This is a genomic window from Actinacidiphila sp. DG2A-62, from assembly GCF_035825295.1.
Classification (GTDB): domain Bacteria; phylum Actinomycetota; class Actinomycetes; order Streptomycetales; family Streptomycetaceae; genus Actinacidiphila.
In genome coordinates this window covers 2278446-2305386 of record NZ_JAYMGI010000002.1, presented here as the reverse complement: position 1 = coordinate 2305386, position 26941 = coordinate 2278446, and the positions used below count along the sequence as shown (strand labels likewise).

Genomic DNA, 26941 nt, shown 5'->3' with positions numbered 1-26941 from the left:
CGCCGAGGTTGGCCGATACGGGGTATCGGTTGGCCTCCACGCGCCCGCGCGCCAGCCTAATTTAGGCATGCCTAACCCGTAGCGCACGCGGCAACCACGCAGGGACCACTCGGGGACCACTCGGAGACCGCTCAGGGACGGCGCGTGCGCGCAGCGAAAGTGAGGTCCGCGCATGACGGACGCCGACGCCCGCGACGCCACTCGCGACGCCACCCGTGACGCCCCCGGCGACCGCGCCGGCGACGGCGGCCGGGACCGCCGCCGCGGCGGTCTGCTCGACCGGATGATGCACCACGCCACCGTCGCCGAGGTCGAGCAGGTGCGCCCGCGCATCCGTCGCGTCCGCCTGACCGGCGCCGAGGTCGGCGAGCTGCCGTGGCGGCCCGGCCAGGAGATCAGGGTCCGCGTCGACGACGCGGGGCTGCTGGCCGCGCTCGGCCGCGGCAAGGCACGCGACCTGCTGCGGACGTACTCCGTCGTGGCCTTCGACCGGCCGCACCGATGGCTCGACCTGTGCGTCTACCAGCACGGCGAGGGCGGCACGCCCGGCCTGGACTGGGCCGCCGCGGTGGCGGTCGGGGACGAGGTCGCGTTCCTCGGGCCGCAGGGGCGGCTGGTGGTGCGCGAGGACGCCGCGTACCACCTCGTCGTCGGCGAGGAGACGGCGCAGATGGCGTTCGCCGCGATCCTCGCCGCGCTGCCCGCCGACGCGCGCGTGGCCGGCGTCATCGAGGTGGCCGGCGCGGACGACCGCCTGGAGGCGGCCCGCGGCGACGAGCTGACCTGGGTCCACCGCGGCGCCGCCCCGGCCGCCTCCTCCACCGCCTTGCTCGACGCGGTCCGCGCGCTGGACCTGCCGGAGGAGCCCGGCGTCGCCTACGTCGCCGGCGAGGCGCGCGCGGTCGCCGCGGTCCGCCGCCACCTGGTCGACGCCCGCGGCTGGCCGCGCCGGTCGGTCCTCACCAAGCCCTTCTGGACGCCGGGGCGCCGCGGCCTCGACTGAGCGGGGCGTTTCGTGGTCCGGCGAGCGGGGGTCCGTCGCGCGCGGGTCCGTTGCCCGCGGGCTCGTCACTCACGGGTCCGTTACGCACGGGTCCGTTACGCACGGGTCCGTTACGCACGGGTCCGTTACGCACGGGCTTACGCGACCGGTTCCGTGTGCGGGCGCGGGCCGGTGGGGCCGGGCGGCTCCGGGACGTCGCCGGTGCGCGCCGCGTCCATGGAGTCCATGGAGTCCGCGGCGTCCGCGGCGCTCGCGGCCTCCGTCGCGGCCGGCGGCGGCAGGCGGACGGCCACCAGCGGCAGGAAGCGCGCGAGGAGCGGGCCGAGGCCGAACGCGATCAGCACGGTGCCCGGGCCGACCGCGCCGCCGAGCAGCCAGCCGGTCGCGGCGACGGTGACTTCGATGGCGGTGCGGACGGCGGCGACGGGCCGGCGGGTCAGCCGCACCAGGCCGGTCATCAGGCCGTCGCGCGGGCCGGGGCCGAACTGCGCGCCGAGGTAGAGCGCGTCGAAGAACGCGAGCGCGACCAGCCCGAGGACCAGATATCCGGTCCCGGCGAGCGGGCCGTGCGGGCGGGGGAGCACCAGCGCGGTCGCGTCGGCGCTGACGCCGATCAGCGCGACGTTCAACACCGTGCCGAGACCGGGCAGTTCGCGCAGCGGGATCCAGGCGAGGAGCACGGTGACCGCGATCAGGTTCGTCGCCCAGCCGAACGAGACGCCGAGCGTGTGCGCGACTCCCTCGGTGAGCACGCTCCAACTGGCCGCGCCGCAGCCGGAGTCGACCAGCGTCATCACCGCGGCCCCGTATCCGACCAGGCCGAGCAGCAACTGCGGCACACGGCGGCGCTTGCGGCCGGCCCGGAGCTGGGCGAGCGCGGTCATCCGCGGTACGGGCAGCGGCCGGGCGGGCCGCGCCCGGGGGGCGGCGAGGGCGGCCGGGGCGGGCCGCGCCCCCGGGCCGGTGGGGTCGGTCGGGCCGTCAGGGGTGTCCGGTCCTTCGGGGGTGTCCGTGGCGGTCGGGGCGGGAGGTGGCATGGCTCCACCTTCGCGGCCATCTGGACACTGATTCCATAGCCAGATGACCTAATCTGGTCCGATGAGACTGAGCGCGCACGGCGTGGCCCGGCTGCTCGGCGCCTGGCAGGACGGCCCCGGCCCGGCCCACCAGCGGCTGTCCGACCGGCTGCGGCTGCTGGTCCTGGACGGGCGCCTCGCGCTGGGCGCCGCGCTGCCGGGCGAACGCGAGCTGGCCGGCGCGCTCGGCGTCAGCAGGACCACCGTCGGAGCCGCGTACCGGACCCTGGCCGACCACGGGTACGTCGCCACCCGCGAGCGCGCCCGCGCGACCGTACGGCTCCCCGGCGGCCCGCCGCCGCGGCCCCCGCAGCTCGGGGACGGGGCATGGGGCGGGGCCGGAGCCGTGACCGGAGCCGGGAGCGGCGCCGGAGGCGGCCCCGGGGTCATCGACCTGTCGTTCGCCGCGCCGCCCGCGCCCGTCGAGATCCTCCACGCCGCCTACGCCACCGCGCTCGAACGGCTGCCGCGCCACTTCGACCGGCACGGCTACGACCGTTACGGCGTACCGGAGTTGAGGCAGGCGGTGGCCGACTGGTACGGGCGGCGCGGGCTGCCCACCGCGGCCGACCACGTGATGGTCACCAACGGCGCGCAGCACGCCCTGGCGCTGCTGACCCGCGCGCTCGTGCCGCCGCGCGGCAAGGTCGTGGTGGACCACCCGACGTATCCGCACGCCCTCACGACGTTCACCGCGGCGCGGGCGCGCCTGGTGCCGGTCGCCGTCACGCCCGCCGGCTGGGACCCCGCGCAGCTCCTCGCGGCCGGGCGCGACGCGGCGTTGGCGTATCTGATCCCGGACTTCCACAACCCGACCGGGCTGTCGATGACCGCCGCCGTGCGCGGCCGGCTGCGGCTCGGGTGCCCCACGGTCGTGGACGAGACCATGACCGACCTGGCGCTGGACGGCCCGGCGCCCGAGCCGTTCGCCGCGCACGTGCCGTCGGCGATCAGCGTCGGCTCGGTCTCCAAGAGCGTCTGGGGCGGCCTGCGCACCGGCTGGATCCGCGCCCGGCCCGCGCTGCTGGAACGCGTCGCGCAACTGCGGCCCACCACCGACCTCGGGACGCCGGTGGTGGAACAGCTCGCCACCGCGGCGCTCCTCGACGCGGGGCAGACGCGCCGGCCGCAGGCGCTGCGCCAACTCCGCCTCCAGCGCGAGGCGTTGCTATGGGCGCTCGCCGAGCGGCTGCCGGAGCTGGAGGTGGCCGGGGCGGGCGCGGCGAGCGCGGTGGACGCCAGCGCCGGCGTGACGCACCCGGTCGGCGGCGTGGCGCTGTGGGCGGCGTTCCCGCGGCCGGTCAGCTCCCGGCTGGCGGCGATCGCCCCCGACCACGGCGTGGCCGTCGCGGCGGGCCCCCGGTTCGGCGTCGGCGGAGCCTTCGCCCGCAACATCCGGCTGCCCTACACGCTCCCGCCGGACCTCCTCGGCGAGGCCGTCCGCCGCCTGGCCGCGGCACACCAAGCCCTCACCCGCGGCCACACCGGCACCCACACCCCCGCCCCCCTGGCCTGACCCGCACCCTACGACCAGTCCACGCCGACGCGGCCCGCTCTCCTTCACCCGCCGCCGAACCGTGCTGACCCTGACCACCGGGGCCGGGGCCGGTGCCGTTCACCCCGAAGTCCTCGCCGCCCTCGCGTTCTTCGAGCTCGCCGACCTGGCCACCTTCCTGGACTCGCCGCTGCTCGGTCTCCTCTGAGCGCCGAGCATCCGGTCCGCACCCGTCCGGCCAGATGATCCGTCAGAGCCGGTCCAGGATCACCTTGAGGACCCGGTCCGCGTCATCGAGGTCGACGAGTTCCTTCGCGATCGCCTCGGCCCTCTGGGAGTACGACGGATCGTCGATCACCTGACGCACCGCGGCCCCGGCTGACGCGGGGTCCTCGATCTCGACGGCGACGCCGCGGTCGGCCGCGCGCCGCGCGTTCCAGGGCTGGTCGGCGATGAAGGGCCGGATCACCTGGGGCTTGCCCAGCGCCAGAGCGGCCAGCAGCGTGCCCGAGCCTCCCGCGCTCACCACGACGTCCACCCCGGGCAGCAGCCGGGCGAGCGGGACGAAGCCGACCTCGTGCACCATGTGCCGGACGCTGTCGTCGACATCGAGCGCGCCCGGCTCGACCGTGGCGAGCACCGACACCCCGGAACTCGCGATCGACCGGACCAGCGACCCCATCGCGGCGGCGTTCTGGACCGAGGTGCCGAGCGTCACCGCGGCGACCGGCCCGTCGGGTTCGGGCAGGGGGCGTCCGGCGTCCGACGTGCTGTGGGGTTCCGGTCGGAGCGGGAGGCGTCCGGGGGTGTCGTCGCGTTCCGCTTCCGTGAGAAGTGCGTCCGGATACGGGTCCACCACCGCGATCGGCGCAGGGCGGGCGACGCCGCGTGCCGAGTGCTCGGCACGCGCACGATCCGCGATCGCCTGCAGCAGCTCCTCGGGCATCGGGCCGGTGATGCGGTGCTCGGCCAGGGGGACGCCGAGCACCGCGGCAATCAGCGGCCCCATCGTGTCGACCGTGTCGTGCACGACGAGGTCCGGCGCGAACCGGCGCGCGGCCTCGACCGCTTCGTCCACGACACCGTCGAGGCGAACCGCGCCGAACAACTCCACCGCTCCGGGACCGGGCTTGGTCCCGTCCTGGTCGCCACCGAGGCGGCGACCGGTTTCCGCGATCGCTTCGTAGATGGTCGGACCGACCTCGAACACCTCCATGGACGGCACGATCGCCGCGGCACCCCGCCCCGAGAGCAGCCCGACCGTGTGCCCGGCCCGCTCCGCAGCGTTGGCCAGCGGAAGCAGGGGAAGCACATGACCCGGGGCCGGAACGGCGCTGAACAATATCCGCACAGAAAGCTCCTTGAGCGTGGAAGAACGATGGGAACGGGATCGGACAGGGAACTCAGCCGCCGAAGAACTCACGGACGCGGGAGACGAACCATTCGGGTTCTGCCAGGTGCGGAATCGAGCAACGGGGACCAAAAGCCGCTGAACACATCCTGGTCGGCAGCGGGCCGACCCGCAGCGACTGGTCGATGGTGACCACACCCGGGGTCGGATAACGAGCTGCGTACGCGGTCGCGATCACCCCGCCGAGGGAATGGCCGACGACGGGCGGGGACTGGTCGCCCGTCAGGTCCTCGCTCAGCGACTCGATCAGACGGTGGATGTCCTCCACCGACGCGTCGATCCCGAACGGCGAGATCCGAGGCGACTCCCCATGGCCGCGCAGATCGACGCGCGGCACGCGGAAGTGCTGGTGCAGGCGGACGGGGTCCCAGAAGCCTCGGTTCTCGGTGATGCCGTGGACTGCCACGAGCAACGGGCCGGTGCCCTTGATGTCGTGCGCCAGTTGGTGGCCAGGTGTCATGGTCGCTCTCGGATGCGAAAAGGGGTGGGGCGTGCCGGCCGCTGAGCGGCGGTCACCGGCGATCGCGGGCCTGGCGGAAGGCGTTCCTGAGTTCGCTCACCAGCAGGCCGGGCTTCTCCCAGCCCGCGTAGTGCCCGCCGTACTCCATCTCGTTCCAGCTGATGATGGTGCGGTAGCGGTGTTCCGCCCAGCGCCGGGCGGTCGGGTACGGCTCGCCGGGAAACAGCGTGAAGGCGGTGGGCACGGTCACCGTCTCCTGGTTCTGCGCCTGTGCGCTGCGCGGCGTCGCCCGCGCCGCCTCCCAGTACCAGCGGGCGGCGGAGGCTCCGGTGCCGGTGAACCAGTACAGGGCGATGTTGTCCACCTGCTGTGCCACGCTGACGCCGCCGCCGGCCTCGGGCCGCGTGTCCGAGAAGTCGACCAGCGCCTGGCCCAGCCACGCGGCCAGCCCGGCCGGGGAGTCGAGCAGGGAGTAGCCCAGCGTCTGCGGGAGCACACTCTGGACGATCGCGTGGGTGGGACCGGTCCTCATGAATGCGTCACGCTTGGCGATCATGCGTTTTTCCGCGTCGTCGGCCGTCGCCAGGTCCTCGGGCAGGGGGGACGCGAACGGCATGGTCAGATGCAGGGCGGCGACCCGCTCGGGCTCCAGGCGGGCCAGGCCGATGCTGACGGGCGCGCCCCAGTCGCCGCCGTGCGCCCCGAAGCGCTGGTACCCGAGCCTGGTCATCAGGTCGGCCCAGGCCCGTGCGGTGCGGCCGGGGTTCCAGCCGGGTTCACGGGGGCGCTCGCTGAAGCCGAAGCCCGGCAGAGCCGGGATGACCACGTCGAAGGCGTCCTCGGCGGCGCCGCCGTGCGCGACCGGGTCGGTCAGCGGCCCGATGACGCTCTCGAACTCCAGCACCGAGCCGGGCCAACCGTGCGTCAGCAGCAAGGGGAAGGCGCCCGCCTCGGGCGAGCGCACATGCCAGAACGCGACGGTCAGGCCGTCCAGACGGGTGCGGTAGTGCGGTATCGCGTTCCAGCGTCGTTCCAGGGACCGCCAGTCGTGCGCCTTCCAGGCGTCCAGCAGGCTCCGCAGGCGGTCCAAGCCGATGCCTTGCGTCCCGTCCTGGACCGTTTCCGGTTCAGGAAGCCGGACGCGGTCCAGGCGCTCCCGCAGGTCCTGCAGTTGGTGTTCGGGAATGTTCACCGGAAAGGACTCGATCTCAGTCACCTCCCCCAAGTAATCGGGGCTTGGACGGATCTGCGGAGGATCACCGGCTGGACTGCCCGTTCGTGCGGCCGATCCTTCCCGTCCTTCCCGAACGAACCGCGGTCCCACCGCCGTAGCGGGGCGGGCGTGGCGCCGGATCCGTCCGGCGAGTGGGGTGTGCCGCGTCTCACAGGAACTCGTAGGCGTCTGAGTTGCCTTGGTCACAGCGGAAATGTCCGTTTGGCGGGCATTGTCGTGACGGACGCCGGCGGTCGGAACAGGACGCGACCCGTTCGTGTTCCGTCCCCGTCGTCCCCGTCCCGTCCCCGCCCTCCCCGTTCCGGGCTCACCCCCCTTCCGTGTCGAGAAAGGTGCGCATCGTGGCCGCATACCTCTGCCCTCCCGCCGTCATCCACGGCGAGAACGCCGTCGAGACCAGCCAGATCCTGGCGGAGGTGCACGACCGCCACCCCGACGCGCCCTGGGCGTCGCGGATCGACGGCATCGCGGCGAGCACCGGCATCGACACCCGCGGCTGGATGCTGCCGCTGGAGGCCGCGGTCGCGCCCGGCACGGGCGGGGCCCTGCGCACCGGCCAGGCCGCCGCCCGCGAGGCGCTGGCCCGCGACGGCTTCACCGAGCAGGACGTGGAGCGGGCGATCGCCGCGCTGGAGGCGATACCCGCCCCGCAGACCGTCCAGGAGCGCACCGAGCCGGCCTGGGCCGCCGTACAGGACTACGGCGAGCGGGCCGCCCGCGGCGCGCTGCAAGCCGCCGGCCTGGACCCGTCCGACGTCGACTGCCTGATCACCAGCAACTCCACCACCCCCGCGCTGCCGGGCCTCGACGTGGCGCTGGCCAACCGGCTGCCGCTGCGCCCGGACACGCTGCTGCTGCCGGCCACCCAGTGGGCCTGCATCGCCGGCACCCGCTCCCTCGCGCTGGCCGCCGATCTGGTCGCCGCGGACCCCGACCGGGTGGTCCTGGTCGTGATATCCGAGGCGCTGAGCACCACCTACCAGCCGGCCGACGACAGCCTGGAGTCGGTGATCGTCCGGCTGCTGTTCGCCGACACCGCGGTCGCCGCCGTGGTCACCGGCCGCCCCCGGGCGGAGTCCGTGCTGCGCCTGGACGCCTCCTGGCACCACACCCTGCCCGGCACCCGGGACCTGCACCGGCTGGAGACGCGGGAGGACGGCACGCACTTCGTGATGGACCGCCGCGGCCCGCGCGCGGTGCAGCAGACCGTCACCGCCATGTGGGAGTGGCTGCGCCGGCGGCACGAGGACGACGTCCACGCCTGGCACCCCGACCTGCTGCTCGCCCACCCCGGCGGCACCCGGGTGCTGGAGTACATGGAGCAGACCATGCCCGACGACTGGCCGTCCGGACTGCTGGCGCACAGCCGGGACAGCTACACCACCGGCAACCGCGGCGGCGCCGCCGTCCTGGACATCCTGCGCCGCGCCCACGACGCCGGCCAGAAGCCCGGCAGCCGGACCGTCCTGTACGCGGCCGCGCCCGGCCTGACCGCCACGGCCGTCGAGGGCGAGTGGCTGTGACCGAGCCCGGACGCGGGCCTGGGCGTGTTTCCGGACGCGGGCCCGGCGGGGCGCCCGGCGTCCCGCGGGCGCCCCGCCGCCGGGGCGCGGGAGCCTGACCGCCCGCCGCGACGGCCCGCCCGAACAGACCGCGCTACCGCGCGAGTTCGGCCCAGACGACCTTGCCGGTGTCGGTCCAGCGCACGCCCCAGCGGGTGGTGAGCTTGTGCACGACGTGCAGACCGCGCCCCCGGTCGTCGAGCAGGTCGCCGCGCCGCAGCCGCGGCATGCCGTTGCCGGTGTCGCCCACCTCGCACAGCAGGTCGTGGCCGGTCCTGATCAGCCGTACGCCGATCGGCCCGGTGGCGAACCGCACCGCGTTGGCGACCAGCTCGCCGATCACCTGCAGCGCGCTGTCGCGCATCTCCTCGCGGGTGCTCCACTGCCGCAGCAGCGCCGCGGCCAGCGAGCGGGCCGGGCCGGCGAGTCCGCGCGGGCCGGCAGCCGCCAGGCCGCGGTGTCCCGCTTGCGGCAGCCCGCGGTCCTGGCCAGCAGCAGCGTCACGTCGTCGCGCGCGCGACCGGGCGGCGCCACCTCGGCGACCACCCGCCGCGCCGCCACGCGCAGGTCGTCCCACGGGTGCACCCGGCCCACCGCGTCCCGCAGCCGGCCGATGCCCTCGTCGATCGCCAGCGCCGGGTCCTCCACCAGGCCGTCGGTGTACAGCGCGAGCAGCGAACCCGGCGGCGCGTCGAAGGTGTGCACGTCGAACGGCTCGCGCACCGCGAACTCCGCCCCGAGGCCCGGGTGCGGCAGCACGGCCAGCGTCCGCGCGCTGCCGTCCGGGAGCACCAGCACCGGCGGCAGGTGCCCCGCGCTGGAGACCACCACCTGGTGGCTCACCGGGTCGTACACCGCGATGCAGCAGGTCGAGCCCAGGGCGCTGTACCCGGCCGCCAGGCCGGCGTCCGCGTCGTCCAGCAGCGTCACGGTCTCGTCCAGGTGTTCGAGAACCTCGTCCGGGGCCAGCCCCGCCGACAGCAGCGCCCGCGCCTCCATGCTGAGCTGGCCCATCGCCGCCGCCGCGCCCAGGCCGTGCCCGACCACGTCGCCCACCACCAGCGCGGTGCGCCCGCCCGGCAGCGGGAAGCTGTTCACCCAGTCCCCGCCGACGCCCGCGCTGTCGGGGGTGGTGGGCTGGTAGACGCTGGCGACCTCGATGGTGTCGCCGCCGGCCCGCGGCAGCAGCCGGCGCTGGAGCGCCAGCACCTGGGCGTGCTCGCGCTGGTGCTGCCGGGCCAGGTCGACGTGGTGGGCGGTCCTGGCCACCAGCTCCTGGAGGTCCAGCAGCTCGCTGTCGTGGAACGGCCGGTCCGGGCGCCGCCACACCTCCGCCACGCCCAGCACCACCGGCGGACCGTCCTCCGGGCCCTCCAGCACCAGCGGTATGCACGCCACACTCGCGGGCCGGTCGCCCGGCACCAGCGCGCGCACCAGCCGCGGGTCGCCGAGCGCCCGCTCGATCGTCTCCCGCTCCGGGATCACCACGGCCTGCGCCACGTCGTCGCGCCGCACCGCCAGCGACAGCAGCCGGCTGGCCTCGGCGGGCAGGTCGTCGCCCGGCGTCAGATAGCCCTCCGGCCACACCCGGTCCGGCACCAGCGCCGCCCGCCGCAGCCGGATACGGCCCTGCGGCCGCTCCACCACCGCCTCGCCGGTCCACACCGCGTAGTCCAGGTCGACGGCCGCCACATCGCCCCAGGCCAGCAGCGACTGCGCGAGGGACTGCGTGGTCTCGCCGACGTCCAGGGACGTGCCGATCGCGGTCTCCGAGGCGTACAGGTGCAGCCGCTTGGCCATCGCGATCAGCGAGACGGTCAGGCCCTCCAGCGGCGCCGCGGTCGGCAGGATGCTCATGGAGACGACCAGCTCGGAGCCGTCGTCCCGGCGCAGCCGCTGGACCCGCGCGACGTGCGCCTCCCCGGTGTCCAGGACCTGCCGCAGCCGGCGCGTCACCGTCGGCACGTCGCCCGGCGGCAGCAGGTCCACGAACGGGGCGCCGGTCGTGGCGGTCAGCCCGGTGAAGGCGGGGGCGCCGAGGTTGCACCGGGTGATGCGCAGCTCGCGGTCCAGGTTGACCGCGCCGAGGATCTGCTCGTGGCCGGCCGCTCCCTCCTGCGGGATGTAGCCGTCCAGGGCGTGGCTGACCGGTTCGAACGACGCGGCGGCCGGGGGCGGCGCGGAGTCCGGGGGCGGTGCGGAGTCCGAGGGCGGCGCGGAGTCCGAGGGCGCGGGCGCGGGGGAGCCCTGGCGCGTAGCCGGGGACGCCGAGGACGCCTCGGACGCCGAGGACGAGGGGGAGGGCTGACCCGGCCGCATACTTCATTGAATAGCACGAATGCCCACATTGCTCGCACAGCCGATCCGGCCGCAGAACTACGCGTGAGATCTACGCGTGAGATCTACGCGCGCCGGTGGCGGCCTCCGCGGCGTGCGCGCGTAGCCGGGTGACGGGCCCGCGGGGCCGGTGCGGTCAGGCCGGAAGCGGGACGGGGGCCGGTCCCGCGAGCGCGGCGCGGGCGCGTACCAGCATGTCGGCGGCGGCCGGGCCGGGCTGCAGCGCGGCCAGCAGCACCAGCCACATCTCGTGCAGCCGGTCCTCGATGAGCGCCCGCCCGTCCATCGCGTCGGACACCGTGTGCAGGCCGAAGAACGCATAGACCACGGTGAGCGCCGCGGTGTCCGGCGCGACGCCCGCGGCCAGGTCCCCCTCGGCCCCCGCCTCGCGCAGCAGCGCGGTCACCGTCTCGATCCAGGCGCCGAACGCGGCCGGCACCGGCGCCTCGATGGCCTTGCGCTCCATCCACAGCCGCGAGCCGGCCCGCACCACCACGTCGTCGCGGAAGGTGCGCGCCACCGCGAAGCTCAGCGCCACCAGCTTTTCGAGCGCCGACACGGGCAGCGCCCTGACCTGCGCGATCAGGGCGGGCCAGGTCGCGTACGTCGCCTCGACCACGGCGAGCGCGAGCTGTTCCTTGCTGTCGAAGTGGAAGTAGATCGCGCCGCTGGTGCGGCCCGACCGCGCGCTGATGTCGCTGATGCTGGTCCCCGCGTAGCCGCGCTCGTCGAAGAGCCGCGCCGCGGCCTCCACCAGATACCTGCGCGTCGCCTCGGCCCGTTCCTGCACGTCCACTCCGCCATTCCGCCCGCCGCCGAAAGCCGCCCGATTCGCCGGGAGCCACCGAAGGCCCTGTGTCAACGGGCAGCAATGTAGCGGGTCGGCGGGCCGCTTCGGTAACACGACGGACATGGTGCGGACATGATGCGGGTGCGGAAAACGCGAATGCGAGTTTCCCTTTTTATATGAGGAATTCGGTCGACGGTCCGGCCGTCCCGAACGACGACGCGGATCGCGGTGGCGCGCACGACGGCGCGGACCGCGGCGCGGATGACGGCGCGGATGACGGCACGGGCCGTGACGCGGGCCCCGGCGCGGGCCCCGGCGCGGGCCCTGGTGCGGGCCTGCGCGTGGACCTCGACGCGGGGCTGAGCTGGTCGCGGACCGTGCCGCGCGCGCTGGTGCACCGGACCTCGCCCGCGGAGGTGCTGCTGACCGACGTCCGCGCGGTCGGCGCCGGCGGCGTCGGCGGGAGTCCCGGCGAGGGCCGCGGCGACGGGGGCGAGGTCGGCGGCGCGGGGCTGTTCCGGGCCGCGGCCTTCTGGCCGCGCTCGCACGCGACCTTCCCCGCCGAAGGCGGCGACCTGCACAGCCCGCTGCTGGTCGTGGAGACGCTGCGGCAGCTCGGCATCTACCTGCCGCTGCGGTGGTACGGCGTGCCGCCCACCGCCCAGTTGCTCATCGACGACCTCTTCTTCGCGCTGCGCCCCGGCGGCGAGCCGCTCGCCGGCCACGGCGGCACCGAGGTCGGTTGCTCCATACGGGTGACAGACCCGCACTACCGCCCGGACGGGGGACTGGCCGCGTTGCGGTTGACGGTCGCGCTGCGCGCCGGCGGTCGGCTCTTCGCCACCGCGGGCGGCGGCGCGAGGTTCCTGTCCGCCGAGCGCTACGCCGCCGTGCGCGGCGGTCTGCTGCACGCCCGGCGCACGCCGCCCGACCCCGCCGGGCGCCCCGCGCCCGCGCTCCTCGGCGTCGCCCGCGGCGGTGACGTACTGATCGCCCGGCGGGCCGGCGGGCTCACCGTCGAGCCCGCTGACCTGCGGCAACCGTTCTTCTTCGATCACCCGAGCGACCACGTGCCCGGCATGGTGCTGCTGGAGGCGGCGCGCCAGGCCGCGGCGGCGGCGAGCGGCGGCGAGCTGCTGCGACCGCTGAACGGGCGGATGGCCGCGGTGCGGTTCACCGAGTACGAACCGGCGGCCGTCGTGGAGGCCGTGCCGCACGACCGCACCCTCGTCTTCCGGGTCCGGCAGGGCGGCGTCGCGACCGCGTACGGCGTCCTCGGCTACGGCCGACACGCCGTGTGACGGACCGCAGTTGCTTGACGACGGTACGTCACGGTCCATAACGTAGCGATCGTTATGTTCCGGGTGGCGCCGGGGCTCCCGCCGCGGGTGCGCGGCGGCGCCCGGCGGTGGCCGGAGCCCGGCGCCGCGCGCGTCCACCGGCATGTCCCCGGCTTCGCGACGGCGTGCGGGCCGCCTCGCCGCCGGAGCACACGGGCGTTCCCCATCCGTGTGCTCCGGCATTCCCCGAACGGAATTCCCCCATGGCCCAGTCATCCCCTTTCCCCTCCCCTCGCGGCTTTCCGCCCGCGCGGTCTCGGCGCAGTCCGCGGCGCAGCAGGGCGCGGAGCCGGCCTCCGCGCCGGCCCCGACGCCGACCGATGCGGCGCGGTGCGACCAGTCCGCGCAGTGCGCGGACCACGCGGCCCGCCCGGACGCGGCGGGCTCCGCGGAGGACCCGGACCCGGCGCATCCCGCGGGCGCGGACGGCGCGGACGCCGCGGACGGCGCGGCGGAACGCGCCGGCGGCGCGGGTCCGGCCGACCCGGCGGGCTCGGTCGACTCGGTGAGCGCGGTCGGATCGGTGAGCACGGCCGGGCCGGTGAGCGCGGTCGACCCGGCGGCCTCGAACGGCTCGGCGGCCTCGACCGGCTCCGCGGCCTCGACCGGCTCGGCGGCCTCGAACGGCTCCGCGGCTTCCGGTGCCGCGGCCGGTGCCGTCTCCGGTGCGGCGGTGCCGGCGCCGGCGTCCTCGTCCTCGGCGGCGCGGCCGAGGGCGTCGGTGCGCAGGACGCCGCTGCTGTCGTGGACGCCGGACGCGATCGTCTTCGACTGCGACGGCACGCTCATGGACACCGAGCGGCACTGGCAGGACGCCCGTGAACTGACCCTGCGCGACCACGGGTTGCGCGCGCGTCCGGGGTTCGCCGAGCGCGCCAAGGGCGTGCACTACACCCAGTGCGGCCGGCTCATGGCCGACGAGGCCGGCCGCCCCGACCTGGGCGCCGCCCTCACCGACGCGCTGCTGGAGCACTTCCGCGCGCTCGTGGCGGCCGACCCCGTCACGATGCCCGGCGCGGCCGAACTGGTCGCGCACGCCGCGGCGTTCGCGCCCCTCGCGGTCGCCAGCAACTGCCCGGCCGACGTGGTGGAGACGTGCCTGTCCACCGCCGGGCTGCTCGCGTACTTCGACCACATCGTGGTCCCGGACAGCGCGGTGCGCCCCAAGCCCGCGCCGGACGTCTACCTGACCGCGGTCCGCCTGTGCGGCGCGAAGCCCGCGCACAGCCTCGCCGTCGAGGACTCCGCGTGCGGCGTCCAGGCGGCGGTCCGGGCCGGCCTGCGCGTCCTGGGCGTCGGCCCCCGCCCCGAACCCGTCGTCGCCGCGACCACCGATCTCTGGGTCGACCGCCTCGACGACCCCGACGTCACCGCCTGGGCCACCCATCGCGAGTCCCGGGCCTTGGCCCACTGATCCCCTCGGCCCCTCGGCCCCTCGGCCCCCCGACCCTCGGCCCCGCAGCCCCGGGCCCGCGTCCGCCGTCCGCGAGGGGCGCGCCCGCCGTGGTGCCGCCGGTGCCTGGCGGCGGGTGGGTGGCTCCGATCTTGGGCGGGGTCGGGCGTGCGCGCCCGGTGCGCCCCTTCCCGGCGGCGCCGGGCCGACCGGGGGCGCGGGTCCGGGCTCCCGCCCCGTTCGATGGTGCCGGCTGCCGCAGGCGGACGGGGCGGGTCAGGCGAGGTGGGGCGGCAGGGTGGTGGCCGGGGTGTTCGCCGCGGTCAGCAGGAGGGCGACGCCGACCGCGCCCGGGTCGGGGACGCCGGCCGCGCGGTCGCCGAGGTAGCTGGCCCGGCCGCGGCGGGCGGTGCCGCGGGCGGTCGCGCGGACGCCCTGCCAGGCGGCCTCCGCGGCCTCCGCGAGCGCCCGGCCGGGATCGGCGGAACAGGACGCGGACAGCGTCGCCACGGCCGGCGCCAGCGCGTCGACCAGCGTCTTGTCGCCCACCTCCGCCTCGCCGACCCGCTGGATCGCCGCGAGGCCGTTGCTCATGCCGAGCGCCAGCGCCGCGGTCGGGGCCTCCGCGCCCTTCGCCCGTACGGTCACCGCCAGCTCCTGGAAGAGCAGCCCGAACAGCGGACCGCTGGTGCCGCCGACCTCGTCGAGGAAGGCGTCCGCCGCGGCCCGGAGCGGCCCGGCGGCTTCGGCGCCCGGTCCGGCCGCGGGCGTGGACGCCGGCGCCGCGGACACGGTGGCCGAGGACGCCGCGTCCGACAGGGCGTCGGCGCCGCGGTCGGCCGTGGCCTCCGCGGACTCCGGCGCGTCCAGCCGCCGCAGCGTCGCCCGCAGCCCGGCCACCAGATTGGTGCCGAAGTCGCCGTCGCCGACCTGCTGGTCCAGCGCGGTCAGTTCGGCCTCCGTCGCCATCGCGGAGTCGGCGAAACCCCGCACCCAGCGCCGGGTGAAGCCGGCGAAGGCGGCGGCGTCGGGCTCGGTTCGGCTGTTCGTCCGGTGCATGGGCACCTCCGATGGTCGGCGGCGCGACGCCCCGCGGGGGAGGGGCGTCGGGCGCGGCGGTACGGGGAGGTCGGGGCGTCAGGAAGTCGGGGACGCGGCAGGTCCGCGCGGCCTCGGGGCGGGGTGCGCGGCCGGACCGCGCGGCCCTCGGGAGGCGCGGGCACGCCCGGATCGCGCGGCCCCGCATGTCACGGCGGGCCGGTGTGCCCCGGCCACGCGGGCGCGGCGGCCGGCGCGTCGTACAACCGCAGCGTCTCGTCGTCCGCGTCCAGCAGCGTGACCGAGAAACCGCGCATGTCCAACGCGGTGACGAAGTCGCCGACCAGCGTGCGCGCCGGGGCCGCGCCGCGCTTGTCCAGCAGTCGCGCCACCTCGCGCAGCACCGCGTACAGCTCCAGCCGGGTGACCCCGCCAAGCCCGTTGACCAGCACGATCGGCCGCGACGTGGCGCCCAGGCCGAGCGCGTCGCCCAGCGAGCCGACCATCTCCTCGGCGAGGTCCCGCAGCGAGCGCGTGCTGACGGTGCGGCGCGCGCGTTCGCCGTGGATGCCGACGCCGTACTCCAGCGTGCCGGGGTCAAGGGCGAAGGCCGGCTGCCCGGTCACCGGCGAGGTGTGCGCGGCGGAGGCGACGGCCAGGCTCCGGCAGCGGGCGACGACCGACGCCCCGAGGGCCTCCAGCTCCGCCAGGCCGCGCCCCTCGTCCGCCGCGGCGCCGAGGATCTTCTCGACCAGCACGGCCGCGCCGGTGCCGCGGCGGCCGGCCGCGGAGTCCTCGGACTGCGAGGCCAGGTCGTCGTCGATCAGCACCCGCCCGCAGCGCACGCCCTCGTGGGCCAGCCGCTCGGCGGCGATGCCGAAGTTGATCCGGTCGCCGGTGTAGTTCTTGACCAGCAGCAGCACGCCGTCCTCGCGGGCGACCGCGCGCGCCGCCGCGAGCACCTGCCGGTTGTGCGGCGAGGCGAAGACCCGGCCGGGGCAGGCGGCGTCCAGCATGCCGGGGCCGACATACCCCAGGTGCAGCGGCTCGTGGCCCGAGCCGCCGCCGGAGACCAGGCCCACCCTGCGCGCGGGTGCGGGCCGCAGGACCCGCAGGAAACCGTCGCGCTCGTCCCAGCGCACGGCGTCCGCGTGGGCGAGCGCGTAACCAGCCAGGGCGTCGTCCACCAGCTCGTCGGGCGCGTTGGCGAAGTACAGGCTCACGGCGCGACCTCCTGTCCTCCTGCTCTGAACCTCATGCTGGGCGCTTCGCAGCAGCCCGGCAACAGGACGCGGCCCCGGCGGCCCCGGCACGGGCCCTGACCAGCGCTTCGGCACGACCCGGCGCGCCCGACCCGTCCCCGGCCCGCCCCCGGCCCCGTCCCGTCCGCGGACTGCCGCCCGCGCCCCCGGTACGGACGCGTCCGCGGATCGGCGTCCGCCCCGGCGGGTCGCGCTTGACTTTCTAGTACGACTGTACAAAGAATCGGGAACGGGCCGCGAAACCGCGGACCGGCGGACGCGCACCACGGCCGACAGCGGCCGGCGCGCCGCCCAGCGACCAGCCGAACGTCGAGCGCCCGCCGGGCGCCCGCAGCGGACGAAGGGGAGTTCACCCATGCCACGAGTCGTCGTGTTCGACGAGACCGGCGGCCCCGAGGTGCTGCACGTCGTCGAAGAGGCCGGCGAGCCGGGACCGGGCGACGTGCGCGTCAGGATCGAGGCGTTCGCGGTCAACCGGCTGGACGAGCTGACCCGCGCCGGAGCCGGGCCGCGGCCGGTGCGGCTGCCGCACGCGCGGCTGGGCTGCGAGGGGACGGGCGTCGTGGACGCGGTCGGCGCGGGCGTCGAGGGGTTCGCGGTCGGGGACCCGGTGCTGATCACCGCGGTGCCCGACATGGCCGCGGGCGGCACCTACGCCGATTACGTCGTGCTCCCGGCCGCCCGGATCGTGCCGCGCCCGGCCGGCCTCGACGCGGTCGGCGCCGCGGCGCTGTGGGTCGCGTACTCCACCGCGTACGGCGCGCTGGTCGAGAAGGCCGGGATGCGGCCGGGCGACCACGTCCTGATCACCGCCGCGTCCGGCACGGTCGGCCTCGCGGCCCTCCAGATCGCGAACCAGATCGGCGCGGTGCCGATCGCGGTGACGCGCAGCGCCGCGAAGAAGAAGGAACTGCTGGCGGCCGGCGCTGCGGCGGTGATCGCCTCCGACGAGGAGGACGTCGCCGAGGCCGCGCGCCGGCACACGGCCGGTGGGGGTGGCGCGGGTGGTGCGGGTGGCGCGGGCGGCGTCGGCGGCCCAAGTGCCGCGGCCGGCCCGGGCGTCGACATCATCCTCGACCCCGTGATGGGCCCGGGCCTCGCCGACCTCGCCAAGGCCGCGAAGCCGATCACCGGCACCCTCGTCACGGTGGGCTGGCTCGACCCGCGGCCCGCGCCGTATCCCATGGGCGCGCTCACCATGCACCGCTACATGAGCTTCGAGCACACCCTCGACCCCGCGGCGGTCCGCCGCATCGCGGCGTTCCTGACCGCGGGCCTGCGCTTCGGCGCCCTGCACCCCGCGGTGGACCGGGTGTTCGGCCTGGACGACATCGTGGAGGCGCACCGTTACCTGGCGCGGGGTCAGGAGAACCCCGGCAAGATCGTCGTGACGACGGCGTAGACACGAAGGCGGCCCCGGGCCGGGGCTCGGGGTCAGGCCCGGGGCCCGGTTCCGGCCCCCGGCCCCCGGGCCCGGGGGACGCGGGCCACGCGGGACCGTCGTGGGTCGGAGCGTGGGTCAGAGCTGGACGAAGCGGGCGCCGCCGTCGACTTCGAGGATCGTCCCGGTGGTCGAGGTGTTGGTCGCGAGCAGGGCGACCGCCGCGGCGATCTCGTCCGGCGTGGACACGTGGCGCACCGGCAGGCCGGCCGCGGCCGCGGTGAAGTAGGCGGTGCGGGTCTCCTCCGGTATCCCGCTCCACCAGGGGGTGTCGACCAGGCCGGGGGAGACGGCGTTCACCCGGCGCGGGGCGAGCTCGACGGCCAGCGGGCGGACGAGGGACTCGACGGCGGCGTTGAGCGCGCCGATCCCTGCGGTGCCGGGCATCGCGGCGTGCGCGCTGATCGCGCCGACGAGGGTGATCGACGCCTGCTCCGCCAGGTGCGGCAGGGCCGCCTGCAGCACGGTCAGCGTCGGCCAGAACTTCGCCTCGAAGGCCCGGCGCAGCGCCGCGAGGTCCAGGTCGGCGAGCGCGCCGACGCCCTCGGAGCCGGAGAGGGTGATCACCAGCGCGTCCAGCGGCGCCAGTTGTGCGGCGAGCGCGGCGACGGCCGCCGCGTCGTTGCCGTCCACGCGGTGCGCGACCAGCTCGGGCGCCGTGTCGGCGATCGCGGCGACCCTCCCGGGGTCCCGCCCGGCGACGTGCACGGCCTGGCCGCCGGCCGCGAGCTGCCGCGCGGTGGCCAGGCCGATGCCCGACGTGCCGCCGACGACGAGTGTGGTCCGGGTCGTCTCCATGACGAAGCTCCTACGAATCGGAACGGTTCGGTTCGTTATTCGGTTCGTCGCCGAGCCTACGCCGGCCCGGCCCGTTCCGGCAAATCGCAACGGTCCGTCTCGGAATCGGTATCATGCGGGGTCATGGACACGGAGACGGATGCGGCCAGGGGCGCCCGTGCCGGCGCGGACGCCGGTGCCGGCCCGGATGCCGGCGCTGACGCGGACGCCGGTGCCGGCCCGGACGGCGGTCCCGGCGGTGGCGCCGCAGACGCCGCAGGCATCGCGGCCGGCGTGGGCTCCCGGATCGGCGCGGACGCCGAGGCAGGCGGAGACGCCCCCGCGGGCGCGACCGGCTCCGCCCCCGAGCGGCGCAGGCCCGGCCGGCGGCGCAGCGAGGACAGCCGCGACGCGATCCTGCTGGCCGCCGCCGAACTCGTCGTCGAGCACGGCTACGCCGCCGTCTCGATCGAGAAGATCGCCCAGCGCGCCGGGGTCGGCAAGCAGACGATCTACCGCTGGTGGCCGTCCAAGGGCGACGTCATCATGGAGGCCCTGGCCCGTAAGGCCGACGTGCACATCCCGCTGCCGGACGAGGGCAGTTGGGCCGCGGACCTGCGCCGTACGCTCGACGACAGCTTCACGCTGGCCCGCGCGCCGCAGGTCGCGGAGCTACTGCGCGCGCTGATGGTGGAGGCGCAGCTCGACCCCGCCTTCGGCGCCCGCTTCCGCGCCGAGTTCCTGGAGCGGCGCCGGGCCGCCGTCGCCGTCCTCGTGGAGCGCGCCGAGCGCCGCGGCGACCTGCCGGCCACGCTCACCGCCGGCTTCGCGGCCGACGTCCTCTTCGGCGTCCTGTGGTACCGGCTGCTGGCCGTCCCGCAGCCCCTCGACGCGGACCTGGCCGACCGCTTGGCGGCCCTGCTGACCGCGGGCGGGTAGCCGCACCGGCCGCCCCGCCGCACCCCCCGGCCCCACCCTCGCCGGCCGCTCGCTCCCGCCGGTTGCCCGCTCCTCGCCGGCCGCTCACTCCCGCCGGCTGCCCGCTCCCCGCCGGCCGCCCGCGGCCCTCCGCTCACCGGACGAAGCGGTCCACCAGCAGGTCGAGGCGTTGCCCGGTCTGCGCGGGCGGCACGCGGCCCGCGCGGGCCAGGGTGACCAGCCCGTGCAGCGCCGCCCAGAACGTCTCGACGAACACCCCGGCGTCGTCGGCGCCGGCGTGCGGCGCGAGCGTGTCCGTCAGGGCCTGGAACCCCGCGCGCAGCGGCTCGGGCGTCTCCTCGTGGGCGAAGAGCAGGCCGCTGTCGAGGCTGAACATCGCCTCGTACAGCGCGGGGTTGCGCGCGGCGAAGTCGACGTAGGCGGTGGCCAGCGCGGTCACCGCCGCCCGGTCGGACGGCCCCTTCGGCACAGCGGCGCGCAGCGCCCGCGCCAACTCGGCGAACCCCTCCAGCGCCACCGCGCCGACGATCTCGCGCTTGCCCTTGAAGTGGCTGTACAGCACCGGCTGGCTGTACTCGATCTGCTCGGCGAGCCGCCGCGTGGTCACGGCGTCCCAGCCCTGCGTCTCGGCGAGTTCGCGTGCCGTGGACACGATCAGCTGGTGGCGGCTGGCCCGCTCGCGTTCCTTGCGCTCCTGTACCGACATGATGCGATCCTAGCATCGCTAGACAATCCAGCGCCGCTATGGTTAGCATCGCATCAGAATCTAGCGCCGCTAGATCCGAGTGCGGCAAGGACTTGGAGGCAGTCATGCGCGACACGCTGTCCGTCGTCACCGTGGTGGTCGTCGGAATGATGGTGGGGGTGGAGTTCGCGGTGGCGGTGTTCGTCAACCCGATCCTCGACCGGCTGCCCGAGGACGGGGGGATCGGCGCCCGCAGCGACGGCGCGCGGGTGCTCGGCCGGGTCATGCCGTTCTGGTACGTCGGCTCGGTCGTGCTGGGCGGGGGGTGGGCCGCGGTGGCGTGGGGCGACGCGGGCGCGGCGGCCGTCACGGCGGGCGTGGCGCTGCTCGTGGCGAGCGTGGTGATGTCGCTCCTGGTGCTGGTGCCGATCAACGCGCGGGTGGCGACGTGGTCGCGCGAGGGCGCGCCCGCGGACTGGAAGCAGCAGGTCGGCCGGTGGGACCGCTTCCACTACGTCCGGGTGGCCGTCATCGTGCTCGCCTTCGCGCTCTTCGCGGTCGCCCTGGCCCGCGCGTGACCTGTGTGCCGGCCGGGCAGGCCGCCGGACGCCCGCCTTCGCCGGTCCCTCCCCGCCCCCGCCGGTCCGCGCCCGCCCCCGGCGGCTCGGGCGGTCTCTCCGGCGCGCGGCGTGCTCCCCGGGCGGCGTGCTCCCGGTGCGGCGTGCTCCCGACGCGGTGTGCTCCGCGCTCCCCGCGCTCCCCGGGCGGGATGCCCTCCGCGTCAGCGGCCGGTGCGCGCCGCCGCCGGTTCCACCAGGCGGTCGCCTGACAGGTGGGTGCCGGCCTGCTTGACGTGGCGCAGGACGGGGGAGACCTCCATGCCCTCCAGGCCGGGCAGCGCGCCGATCCGGTCGGTGGTGACCTCGAACAGCTCGTCCAGGTCCCGGCAGTGGACGACGGCGTGCAGGTTGCTCGGGCCGGAGACGGCCGCCACGAAGGCGGTCTCCGGCGACTGCGCGAGGGTGCGGCCCACGCTCTTGACCGCCGAGGGGTGCACCCGCAGCCAGAGGTTGGCGCGGGTGCGGTAGCCCAGCGCCGCCGCGGCGATCTCGACGTCGACCGTCACCACGCGGCGCTCCAGCAGCGTGTCCAGCCGCCGGGCGACCCGTCCCGGGGTGAGCCCCGCCGCCGCGGCCAGGTCCACCAGGCTGGCGCGGCCGTCCGCGGCGAGGGCCCGTAGCAGCCGCTCGTCCTGCGGCGTCAGGGTCATCGGCTCGCGCGCGACGACCGGCGCCTCGGTGAACGGCGGCCCGTCGCTGCCCAGCGCCGCCTCCTGCGCCCGGGTGAGCGTGCCGTGCAGCGCGGCCCAGTAGTGCCCGCGACCGCCGAGGAACTGCCGCAGCATGGCCGCCGCGTCGATGTCGATGACCGCGCCGGTCCGCGGCAGCCGCTGCTCCAGCAGGTCCTCGCGCTGCTCGGGGGTCCGCGACTGCGTCGCGCAGGTGATCTCGCAGCCCGCCGCCGAGACCGCGACCCAGTTGACGTCCTCGCGCCGGGCCAGCGCGTCGGCGATCGGCCCGACGCTGCCCGGCCGGCAGCGCAGCCGGACCAGCCAGCGGCTCTGCCCCAGCGCCCCCGGGTTGACCACGCCGGCCACCCGCACCACGCCGTCCGCGCGCAGCCGCCGGTACCGCCGGTTGACCGTGCCCTCGGTCAGGCCCAGCACGGCCGCGACCGACGCGAAGGACGCGCGGGGCGCGATCTGCAGCGCGCGGATGATCCGTACGTCGTCGGGGTCGATCGTCGCGGATTCGAACACGGAGGGGCGGTCCATGGCCGCGATCCTACGTTTCGCCCGCTCCAGCTCGCCTGTCGGAGCACATGGGCGGAAGACTTGCCACAGGCGCCTGGTCGGACCACCGAAGGCGTCCGCCCGGACCACCGAACCGAAACGGAGGCGTCGCGCCATGCCGTCGACCGACACACCGCAGGACCGACCGACCGCGCTCCTCGTGGGGGCCTCGCGCGGCCTCGGCCACGCGCTCGCGGCCGAATTCCTCGACCGGGGGTGGGACGTCGTCGGCACCGTTCGCGACACCGCCGCCCGTACGCCGCTGCACGACCTCGCGGACCGCTCCGGCGGCCACGTGACCGTCGAACACCTCGACATCAACGAGCCCGGCCACCTCCCGCCGCTGCGCGAACGCCTCGCCGGGCGCCTCGGGGGCCGCCCGCTCGACCTGCTCTTCGTCAACGCCGGCGTCACCAACAACGAGCGGACGCCCATCGGCGCGGTCCCGGTGGCCGACTTCGTCGACGTGATGGTCACCAACGCGCTCAGCCCGATGCGGGTGATCGAGGCGCTGGAGGACCTCGTCGCGCCGGCCGGCGTCATCGGCGCGATGTCCTCGGGGCAGGGCAGCGTCGCGAACAACACCGCCGGCGGCCGCGAGGTCTACCGGGGCAGCAAGGCCGCCCTGAACACCTTCATGCGCAGCTTCGCCGCCCGCCAGTCGCACACCGCGCGCGGCCTGCTCCTTCTGGCGCCCGGCTGGATCCGCACCGACCTCGGCGGCTCGGACGCCCCTTACACGATCGAGGAATCGGCGCCGCTGCTGGCCGACGTCATCCTCTCCCGGCGCGGCGCGGCCGGCCTGGCGTACCTGGACCGCTGGGGCAAGACGGTGCCCTGGTGACGGGCCGGGCCGGGCCCGGCTGCGGTGCCGGACGCGGTGCCGGACGCGGCCCGCGCTACGGGCCGAGGTCATTCGGTGAGGGCGCCGTCCAGGTACGCCTGGACCGGGGCGTGCAGGCCGTAGGGGACGTAGCGCGGGATCTCGCCGCGCGCGCACCAGGCCAGCTCCGCGAGTTCCTCGGGATCGGCGACGTACGCGCCGTGCGCCGCGTCGGCGCCGGGCACGGAGTGCGTCGCGCCCACCGGGCCCCCTACGGCAGCCGCGTCCGCCGCGTGGCCGGTGTCCGCGTCGACCGCGCAGGCGACGTACGCGATCAGCCGCCCGGTGGCCGGATGGACGCGCTCCCCGAGCGTCCGCAGCACCCTGACCCGCAGTCCGGTCTCCTCCCACGCCTCCCGCACGGCCGCGGCCCCGGCCGATTCCCCCTCCTCGACCGCCCCCGCAGGGAACTGCCACGACAACACCCCCTCGGCGACCCGCCGCCGCACCAACAGCACCCGCCCGCGGTCCACGACGACCGCGGCCGCGATCTCCGTCATCGCGCTCGCCTCCTGCAGGCATGTCCGTCCCTCGTCGCCCCAGAGGTACCACCCCGGCGGATGCCCCGGCAGCGGCGGAACCGGGCCGCGAGGCAGGCGTGGTACCGCCGCGGGGGCCGGGTCCTTACGGTGGAGTCGGCGTCGTGGCGTCGTCACGGTGCGTCGAGCGGTGGGGGAGGGCGCGGTGGACGCGGAGTTGGCGGCTCTGGCCTCGTCGGGGGCGACGACGCTCGTGGGCGCGATGGTCTCGGAGGCCTGGGCGCAGGTACGGGACCGGGTCGCCGGATACTTCGCGCGCCGCGGCGGCGCTGACCCGGACGCCGAGCCGGACGCCGAGGCGGCCGCCGTCGCCGGCGAACTCGACGCGGCCCGCGACGAGTTGACGGCCGCCCGGCAGCAGGCCGACGCGGAGGCCGCCGCCGACATCGAGGCGGAGTGGCGCGCCCGGCTCCGCCGCGTGCTCAGGTCCGACCCCGAAGCGGCGGACCGACTCCGCGCACTCCTCGCCGAGGTGGAGCCCCTGACCGCCGCCGCCGCACCACCGGCCGTCCACAACGAGGTCCACAACTCGATTACCGGCGGCACCCAGCACGGCCCCGTCATCCAGGCCCACACCATCTCCGCGGCCCTCACCTTCCCGACCGCCGCCGGGGCCCAGCCGCGCCCCGCCGACGGCGAAACACCCGCGTGAGCGGTGCCGCGAAGCCGGGAAATGGCGGGACGCCGTGCCCCGCACCGGCCCTCGGGGAGGCGAGGCCGGCACGGGGCAGCTCATCCGGTCGGGCCGTGCGGGCGGTGGCGTGCCGCCCAGTCCGCGCGGGCGGCGGCGAGTTCCGGTGCGACGGCACCGGTCAGCCGGTCACCCAGGGCTTGTAGTCGCCGGCCGAGGTCGGTGACGCCCGTGGGGTCGAGGTCCTTGATCCACCAGTCGTCCACGACCTGGACGTTGACCACCGGAAGGTCGGGGTCGCCGGCCTCGGTGAAGGGGATGCAGTCGATGGTGACGACGAGCACGCCCGAGACCTGCGCCGGGTCGGCCCCCGCGGCCACCGGGAGGAGCAGGCCGCCCCGGTCGGCCTGGTGGAGGATGCCGGCCAGTTCATGGTGCAGCCGGTCGAGGCGGACGCCGGTCCTGCTCGGGTCGTCCTCGGCCCACCAGGGCAGGTAGCCGCGGACGACCTCACCGCTGGTGGTCGAGACGGCCCAGGTGCGGACGGACGGCACCGGCCCGCGCTTCCACCAGTTCCAGGCCGCGTCCGGATTCCTCCTCCGCCGATGCCCGGCGCGGCTCGGGCCTGGTGTCGGCGGTGTCGTGCACCTCGATCCGAACCCCGTGCTCCAGCCGCTCGAACCGGGTGGCGATGAGGTTTCCGTACGGCGGGGCAGGGGCCACAACTTCATGACGGGCGCACCCTCAGCGCAGCGTTGGCCACGTCTCCGGGCAGCTCGCGCCGGCCGCGGGGGGCTCTGCGTGAGCCGTGCCGGGGGGCTAAGAGGCGGTTCTGAGTCCAAGTAGGCCGATGCGCTGCCAAGTGACACCACGGCAGTTGGCCGTCAGAGTGGGCGTGTCCGGCAAGACCGTGGAGCGATGGATGGCTGACGCGGAGTTGGTTCCGCACGCCAGAAATCGTGTGGACGCCTCCTCCGTGCTGGGAGTGAACGAAGAGATGCTGTGGCCTCAAGCCGTCAAGGACCGTGTCAAGACGGGGACCGACCGGGAGATCGTCCAAACATACCCCTATCGGTCGGCTTGTCCGTCGACGACGTGGGGTGAGTTGATCTCGGGGGCTGCCGAGGAGGTGTTCTTCGCCGGCTATACGAACTACTTTCTCTGGTTGGAGCAGCCGAATTTCGCGGCGACGCTCGTCGAGAAGATGAAGGCTGGGGTCCGGGTGCGGTTTCTCCTGGGTGATCCCGATGCGGAGGTGACCCGTAGCCGGGAGCGCGTGGAGAATGTCGCTCTGAGCGTTTCCACGCGCATTCGGATCACCCTGGAGAATGTGCAGAAGATCGGTTCTCACGAGCGCCTCGAAGTGCGCTGCTCCGCTCCGGACGACGCCGCCGGTCACATCGCGCTCTCCGTGTTCCGATTCGACCGCGACGCGCTCGTGACGCCTCACCTGGCGCGGCTGGTGGGACACGACTCGCCCCTCATCCACCTCCGTAAGGCCATGGACGGCTGCATGTTCGACCGGTTCGCCGACCACGCCGAGGAACTCTGGTCGGCGGCGGTGCCGCTGGCGGAGACTCATTCCTCCTGAACCCGTCGGCGCGGCGTTCCTCCTGAACCCGTCGGCGCGGCGTTCCTCCTGAACCCGTCGGCGCGGCGTTTTCCGCTGCGCGGCGTGGCCCGCCGACCCTGGATGTCCCGGTCGCCCGGAGCGGTCGGTAGCGCTCCGGGCGACCGGGACGCCCCGCAGGCGCCCCGGCCCCCGGCCGGGGCGCCCTTGCGTGGGGCGCGTCCCTGTCCCGTGGACGCGCCGTTCACGCCGCTGCCGGACGGCTCAGTTGATGCTCTCCACGCTCCACTGCTGCAGAGTGTTGCCCGAGTCGAACAGGGCCAGGATCACCACCGAGTTGACCCCGGTGGCCTGCATGGCCCGGTCGTGGTTGCTGGCGAGCTGGAAGACGTCGTTGCCGTTGACGGTCCGCTCGATCCACCGCTGGTACGTCGACGCCTTGTTGCAGTTCGCCATGGTCAGCGGCTGGTTGAGCTGGGTCGGGGCCTTGATGCACTGGCTCGGCTTGTACACGTTCTGCAGGAGGAACGTGTCACCGGTGCGCTCGATCGCGTGCCACTGCTGGATGGTGCCGCCGTGGGTGGTGTAGGTGATGACCTGGTCGCCGCTGGCGTTGGCGTCCAGGCTCTGCTCGTAGCCCCGGTCGGCCAGGCCCACGTTGTCCGCCGTGAACGGCACACCGGTGGTCACCGGGTCCGGCTGCGGGTCGGCCTGGCTGACGCCCGACATCAGCCCGGTCAGAGCGAGGCCGGCCGCGCCGGCCCACAACGCCATCTTCTTCGCGTGCATGTGAATTCCCTTCGTCCAAGGAAACATGAGCGGAAATTCCGGCACTCCCGAGGAGGAAGAGGAAAAGGAATGCCGTCGTCTCCGCGTCTCCACGCTAGCCGCACGCACGGGTCTCCGGCATCACACAAAAGACTGATTGTCCTGCGAAACGATTCGGCAGAACCGGACCCGCCCCTTCCGAAAAATGGCGTCGACGCCGCCGTCGAACGCGAATTCCTCCCCAAAGGGCTGTGAATAACGATTTCATAGGCAGGCGTCGCGACGGCGCGAACCCCGCGCGCCGCCCCGCGCCCCCGCGAACCCCCGCCCGCGCCCCCCGTCCGAACCCCGGCCCGCCCCTCGTCCGAACGCCCCCCCGCCCGAACGCCCGAGCGAACACCCCGCACGACCCTGTTCGCCGACCCCGCCCGCAGATAACGTTGTCAACGCTCGGC

The 26941-nt window shown here is 75.4% G+C and carries 26 protein-coding genes and 1 pseudogene; 12 read left to right on the top strand and 15 right to left on the bottom strand.

Features of this window, described 5'->3' with window-relative positions:
- Positions 1–172 precede the first annotated feature (172 nt).
- On the top strand, positions 173–1003 hold the full coding sequence (locus VSR01_RS10065) for a siderophore-interacting protein (protein ID WP_326448911.1): 831 nt from the start codon (positions 173–175) through the stop codon (positions 1001–1003).
- Between the two features lie 137 nt (positions 1004–1140).
- Here VSR01_RS10065 and yczE read toward each other — a convergent pair whose 3' ends face one another.
- Positions 1141–2040 (bottom strand): membrane protein YczE, encoded by a 900-nt coding sequence (gene yczE, locus VSR01_RS10060; protein ID WP_326448910.1) that lies wholly within the window; start codon positions 2038–2040, stop codon positions 1141–1143.
- Positions 2041–2101: 61 nt separating this feature from the next.
- Here yczE and yczR point away from each other — a divergent pair, with 61 nt between their 5' ends.
- A complete protein-coding gene (yczR, locus tag VSR01_RS10055) occupies positions 2102–3595 on the top strand; it encodes a MocR-like transcription factor YczR (RefSeq protein WP_326448909.1) in 1494 nt (497 codons plus the stop codon).
- 61 nt (positions 3596–3656) lie between these two features.
- Complete coding sequence (locus VSR01_RS10050; RefSeq protein ID WP_326448908.1) at positions 3657–3782, top strand: hypothetical protein; 126 nt, start codon at positions 3657–3659, stop codon at positions 3780–3782.
- 42 nt (positions 3783–3824) lie between these two features.
- Here the strand turns inward: VSR01_RS10050 and VSR01_RS10045 are convergent, their stop codons facing one another.
- From VSR01_RS10045 to VSR01_RS10035, 3 genes are all read right to left on the bottom strand, one after another.
- Complete coding sequence (locus VSR01_RS10045; protein ID WP_326448907.1) at positions 3825–4886, bottom strand: glycosyltransferase; 1062 nt, start codon at positions 4884–4886, stop codon at positions 3825–3827.
- A 91-nt stretch (positions 4887–4977) separates the two neighbouring features.
- Positions 4978–5445, bottom strand: a complete 468-nt coding sequence (locus tag VSR01_RS10040; RefSeq protein WP_326448906.1) for an alpha/beta fold hydrolase — start codon at positions 5443–5445, stop codon at positions 4978–4980.
- A gap of 52 nt (positions 5446–5497) precedes the next feature.
- Positions 5498–6661: an epoxide hydrolase family protein gene (locus VSR01_RS10035; protein WP_326448905.1), complete on the bottom strand. Its 1164-nt coding sequence runs from the start codon at positions 6659–6661 to the stop codon at positions 5498–5500.
- Positions 6662–7020: 359 nt separating this feature from the next.
- On the opposite strand from VSR01_RS10035, the gene VSR01_RS10030 reads away from it, so the two are divergent.
- Entirely contained in the window at positions 7021–8202 is a 1182-nt protein-coding gene (locus VSR01_RS10030) for a type III polyketide synthase (protein ID WP_326448904.1), read from the top strand.
- A gap of 133 nt (positions 8203–8335) precedes the next feature.
- Here VSR01_RS10030 and VSR01_RS10025 read toward each other — a convergent pair.
- Positions 8336–10377, bottom strand: a pseudogene (locus VSR01_RS10025) (SpoIIE family protein phosphatase).
- A 337-nt stretch (positions 10378–10714) separates the two neighbouring features.
- Positions 10715–11374 carry a ScbR family autoregulator-binding transcription factor gene (locus VSR01_RS10020; protein ID WP_442785430.1) on the bottom strand — a complete coding sequence of 220 codons (660 nt, stop codon included), beginning with the start codon at positions 11372–11374 and terminating at the stop codon, positions 10715–10717.
- 170 nt (positions 11375–11544) lie between these two features.
- Between VSR01_RS10020 and VSR01_RS10015 the strand changes: the two genes are divergently transcribed.
- The gene (locus tag VSR01_RS10015) at positions 11545–12669 is read left to right on the top strand and encodes a ScbA/BarX family gamma-butyrolactone biosynthesis protein (RefSeq protein ID WP_326448903.1); all 1125 of its coding nucleotides are present in this window, start codon (positions 11545–11547) and stop codon (positions 12667–12669) included.
- Positions 12670–13429: 760 nt separating this feature from the next.
- Entirely contained in the window at positions 13430–14122 is a 693-nt protein-coding gene (locus VSR01_RS10010; protein ID WP_326453582.1) for an HAD family hydrolase, read from the top strand.
- Between the two features lie 255 nt (positions 14123–14377).
- On the opposite strand, the gene VSR01_RS10005 is transcribed toward VSR01_RS10010, so the two are convergent.
- Both VSR01_RS10005 and VSR01_RS10000 read right to left on the bottom strand, forming a co-directional pair.
- Positions 14378–15160 (bottom strand): DAK2 domain-containing protein, encoded by a 783-nt coding sequence (locus VSR01_RS10005; protein ID WP_442785429.1) that lies wholly within the window; start codon positions 15158–15160, stop codon positions 14378–14380.
- A 188-nt stretch (positions 15161–15348) separates the two neighbouring features.
- Positions 15349–16362, bottom strand: a complete 1014-nt coding sequence (locus VSR01_RS10000) for a dihydroxyacetone kinase subunit DhaK (RefSeq protein WP_326448902.1) — start codon at positions 16360–16362, stop codon at positions 15349–15351.
- 394 nt (positions 16363–16756) lie between these two features.
- Here VSR01_RS10000 and VSR01_RS09995 point away from each other — a divergent pair, with 394 nt between their 5' ends.
- A complete protein-coding gene (locus tag VSR01_RS09995) occupies positions 16757–17803 on the top strand; it encodes a zinc-dependent alcohol dehydrogenase family protein (RefSeq protein ID WP_326448901.1) in 1047 nt (348 codons plus the stop codon).
- A gap of 117 nt (positions 17804–17920) precedes the next feature.
- Here VSR01_RS09995 and VSR01_RS09990 read toward each other — a convergent pair whose 3' ends face one another.
- On the bottom strand, positions 17921–18640 hold the full coding sequence (locus tag VSR01_RS09990; protein ID WP_326448900.1) for an SDR family oxidoreductase: 720 nt from the start codon (positions 18638–18640) through the stop codon (positions 17921–17923).
- Between the two features lie 123 nt (positions 18641–18763).
- On the opposite strand from VSR01_RS09990, the gene VSR01_RS09985 reads away from it, so the two are divergent.
- Positions 18764–19558 (top strand): TetR/AcrR family transcriptional regulator, encoded by a 795-nt coding sequence (locus VSR01_RS09985; protein WP_326448899.1) that lies wholly within the window; start codon positions 18764–18766, stop codon positions 19556–19558.
- 133 nt (positions 19559–19691) lie between these two features.
- Here the strand turns inward: VSR01_RS09985 and VSR01_RS09980 are convergent, their stop codons facing one another.
- On the bottom strand, positions 19692–20264 hold the full coding sequence (locus VSR01_RS09980; protein WP_326448898.1) for a TetR/AcrR family transcriptional regulator: 573 nt from the start codon (positions 20262–20264) through the stop codon (positions 19692–19694).
- A gap of 104 nt (positions 20265–20368) precedes the next feature.
- Here VSR01_RS09980 and VSR01_RS09975 point away from each other — a divergent pair, with 104 nt between their 5' ends.
- A complete protein-coding gene (locus VSR01_RS09975; protein ID WP_326448897.1) occupies positions 20369–20821 on the top strand; it encodes a DUF1772 domain-containing protein in 453 nt (150 codons plus the stop codon).
- Positions 20822–21024: 203 nt separating this feature from the next.
- Here the strand turns inward: VSR01_RS09975 and VSR01_RS09970 are convergent, their stop codons facing one another.
- Positions 21025–22077, bottom strand: a complete 1053-nt coding sequence (locus VSR01_RS09970; protein ID WP_326448896.1) for an Lrp/AsnC family transcriptional regulator — start codon at positions 22075–22077, stop codon at positions 21025–21027.
- 133 nt (positions 22078–22210) lie between these two features.
- On the opposite strand from VSR01_RS09970, the gene VSR01_RS09965 reads away from it, so the two are divergent.
- Positions 22211–22939, top strand: coding sequence for an SDR family oxidoreductase (locus VSR01_RS09965; protein WP_326448895.1), 729 nt, complete (start codon positions 22211–22213; stop codon positions 22937–22939).
- Between the two features lie 68 nt (positions 22940–23007).
- Here the strand turns inward: VSR01_RS09965 and VSR01_RS09960 are convergent, their stop codons facing one another.
- Positions 23008–23478 carry an NUDIX hydrolase gene (locus tag VSR01_RS09960; RefSeq protein WP_326448894.1) on the bottom strand — a complete coding sequence of 157 codons (471 nt, stop codon included), beginning with the start codon at positions 23476–23478 and terminating at the stop codon, positions 23008–23010.
- A 184-nt stretch (positions 23479–23662) separates the two neighbouring features.
- On the opposite strand from VSR01_RS09960, the gene VSR01_RS09955 reads away from it, so the two are divergent.
- Complete coding sequence (locus VSR01_RS09955) at positions 23663–24169, top strand: hypothetical protein (RefSeq protein WP_326453580.1); 507 nt, start codon at positions 23663–23665, stop codon at positions 24167–24169.
- A gap of 80 nt (positions 24170–24249) precedes the next feature.
- Here VSR01_RS09955 and VSR01_RS09950 read toward each other — a convergent pair whose 3' ends face one another.
- Positions 24250–24702, bottom strand: coding sequence for a DUF6907 domain-containing protein (locus VSR01_RS09950; RefSeq protein WP_326448893.1), 453 nt, complete (start codon positions 24700–24702; stop codon positions 24250–24252).
- On the bottom strand, positions 24659–24871 hold the full coding sequence (locus VSR01_RS09945) for a hypothetical protein (RefSeq protein WP_326448892.1): 213 nt from the start codon (positions 24869–24871) through the stop codon (positions 24659–24661). Before VSR01_RS09945 ends, VSR01_RS09950 begins: the two co-directional genes overlap by 44 nt.
- A 199-nt stretch (positions 24872–25070) precedes the next feature.
- Between VSR01_RS09945 and VSR01_RS09940 the strand changes: the two genes are divergently transcribed.
- The gene (locus VSR01_RS09940; protein WP_326448891.1) at positions 25071–25739 is read left to right on the top strand and encodes an XRE family transcriptional regulator; all 669 of its coding nucleotides are present in this window, start codon (positions 25071–25073) and stop codon (positions 25737–25739) included.
- A 243-nt stretch (positions 25740–25982) separates the two neighbouring features.
- Here the strand turns inward: VSR01_RS09940 and VSR01_RS09935 are convergent, their stop codons facing one another.
- On the bottom strand, positions 25983–26507 hold the full coding sequence (locus VSR01_RS09935; protein WP_326448890.1) for a ricin-type beta-trefoil lectin domain protein: 525 nt from the start codon (positions 26505–26507) through the stop codon (positions 25983–25985).
- Between the last annotated feature and the right edge of the window lie 434 nt (positions 26508–26941).

What these genes read in the sequence shown, in the direction of transcription:
- VSR01_RS09940 (WP_326448891.1), top strand. Translation starts at nt 25,071, where the DNA reads ATGGCTGACGCGGAGTTGGTTCCGCACGCCAGAAATCGTGTGGACGCC.
- yczR (WP_326448909.1), top strand. Translation starts at nt 2,102, where the DNA reads ATGAGACTGAGCGCGCACGGCGTGGCCCGGCTGCTCGGCGCCTGGCAG.
- VSR01_RS10005 (WP_442785429.1), bottom strand. Translation starts at nt 15,160, where the DNA reads ATGCACCGGACGAACAGCCGAACCGAGCCCGACGCCGCCGCCTTCGCC.
- VSR01_RS09965 (WP_326448895.1), top strand. Translation starts at nt 22,211, where the DNA reads ATGCCGTCGACCGACACACCGCAGGACCGACCGACCGCGCTCCTCGTG.
- VSR01_RS09990 (WP_326448900.1), bottom strand. Translation starts at nt 18,640, where the DNA reads ATGGAGACGACCCGGACCACACTCGTCGTCGGCGGCACGTCGGGCATC.
- VSR01_RS09980 (WP_326448898.1), bottom strand. Translation starts at nt 20,264, where the DNA reads ATGTCGGTACAGGAGCGCAAGGAACGCGAGCGGGCCAGCCGCCACCAG.
- yczE (WP_326448910.1), bottom strand. Translation starts at nt 2,040, where the DNA reads ATGCCACCTCCCGCCCCGACCGCCACGGACACCCCCGAAGGACCGGAC.
- VSR01_RS10040 (WP_326448906.1), bottom strand. Translation starts at nt 5,445, where the DNA reads ATGACACCTGGCCACCAACTGGCGCACGACATCAAGGGCACCGGCCCG.
- VSR01_RS09970 (WP_326448896.1), bottom strand. Translation starts at nt 22,077, where the DNA reads ATGGACCGCCCCTCCGTGTTCGAATCCGCGACGATCGACCCCGACGAC.
- VSR01_RS09935 (WP_326448890.1), bottom strand. Translation starts at nt 26,507, where the DNA reads ATGCACGCGAAGAAGATGGCGTTGTGGGCCGGCGCGGCCGGCCTCGCT.
- VSR01_RS09960 (WP_326448894.1), bottom strand. Translation starts at nt 23,478, where the DNA reads ATGACGGAGATCGCGGCCGCGGTCGTCGTGGACCGCGGGCGGGTGCTG.
- VSR01_RS09975 (WP_326448897.1), top strand. Translation starts at nt 20,369, where the DNA reads ATGCGCGACACGCTGTCCGTCGTCACCGTGGTGGTCGTCGGAATGATG.
- VSR01_RS09985 (WP_326448899.1), top strand. Translation starts at nt 18,764, where the DNA reads ATGGACACGGAGACGGATGCGGCCAGGGGCGCCCGTGCCGGCGCGGAC.
- VSR01_RS10065 (WP_326448911.1), top strand. Translation starts at nt 173, where the DNA reads ATGACGGACGCCGACGCCCGCGACGCCACTCGCGACGCCACCCGTGAC.
- VSR01_RS09995 (WP_326448901.1), top strand. Translation starts at nt 16,757, where the DNA reads ATGCCACGAGTCGTCGTGTTCGACGAGACCGGCGGCCCCGAGGTGCTG.
- VSR01_RS10015 (WP_326448903.1), top strand. Translation starts at nt 11,545, where the DNA reads ATGAGGAATTCGGTCGACGGTCCGGCCGTCCCGAACGACGACGCGGAT.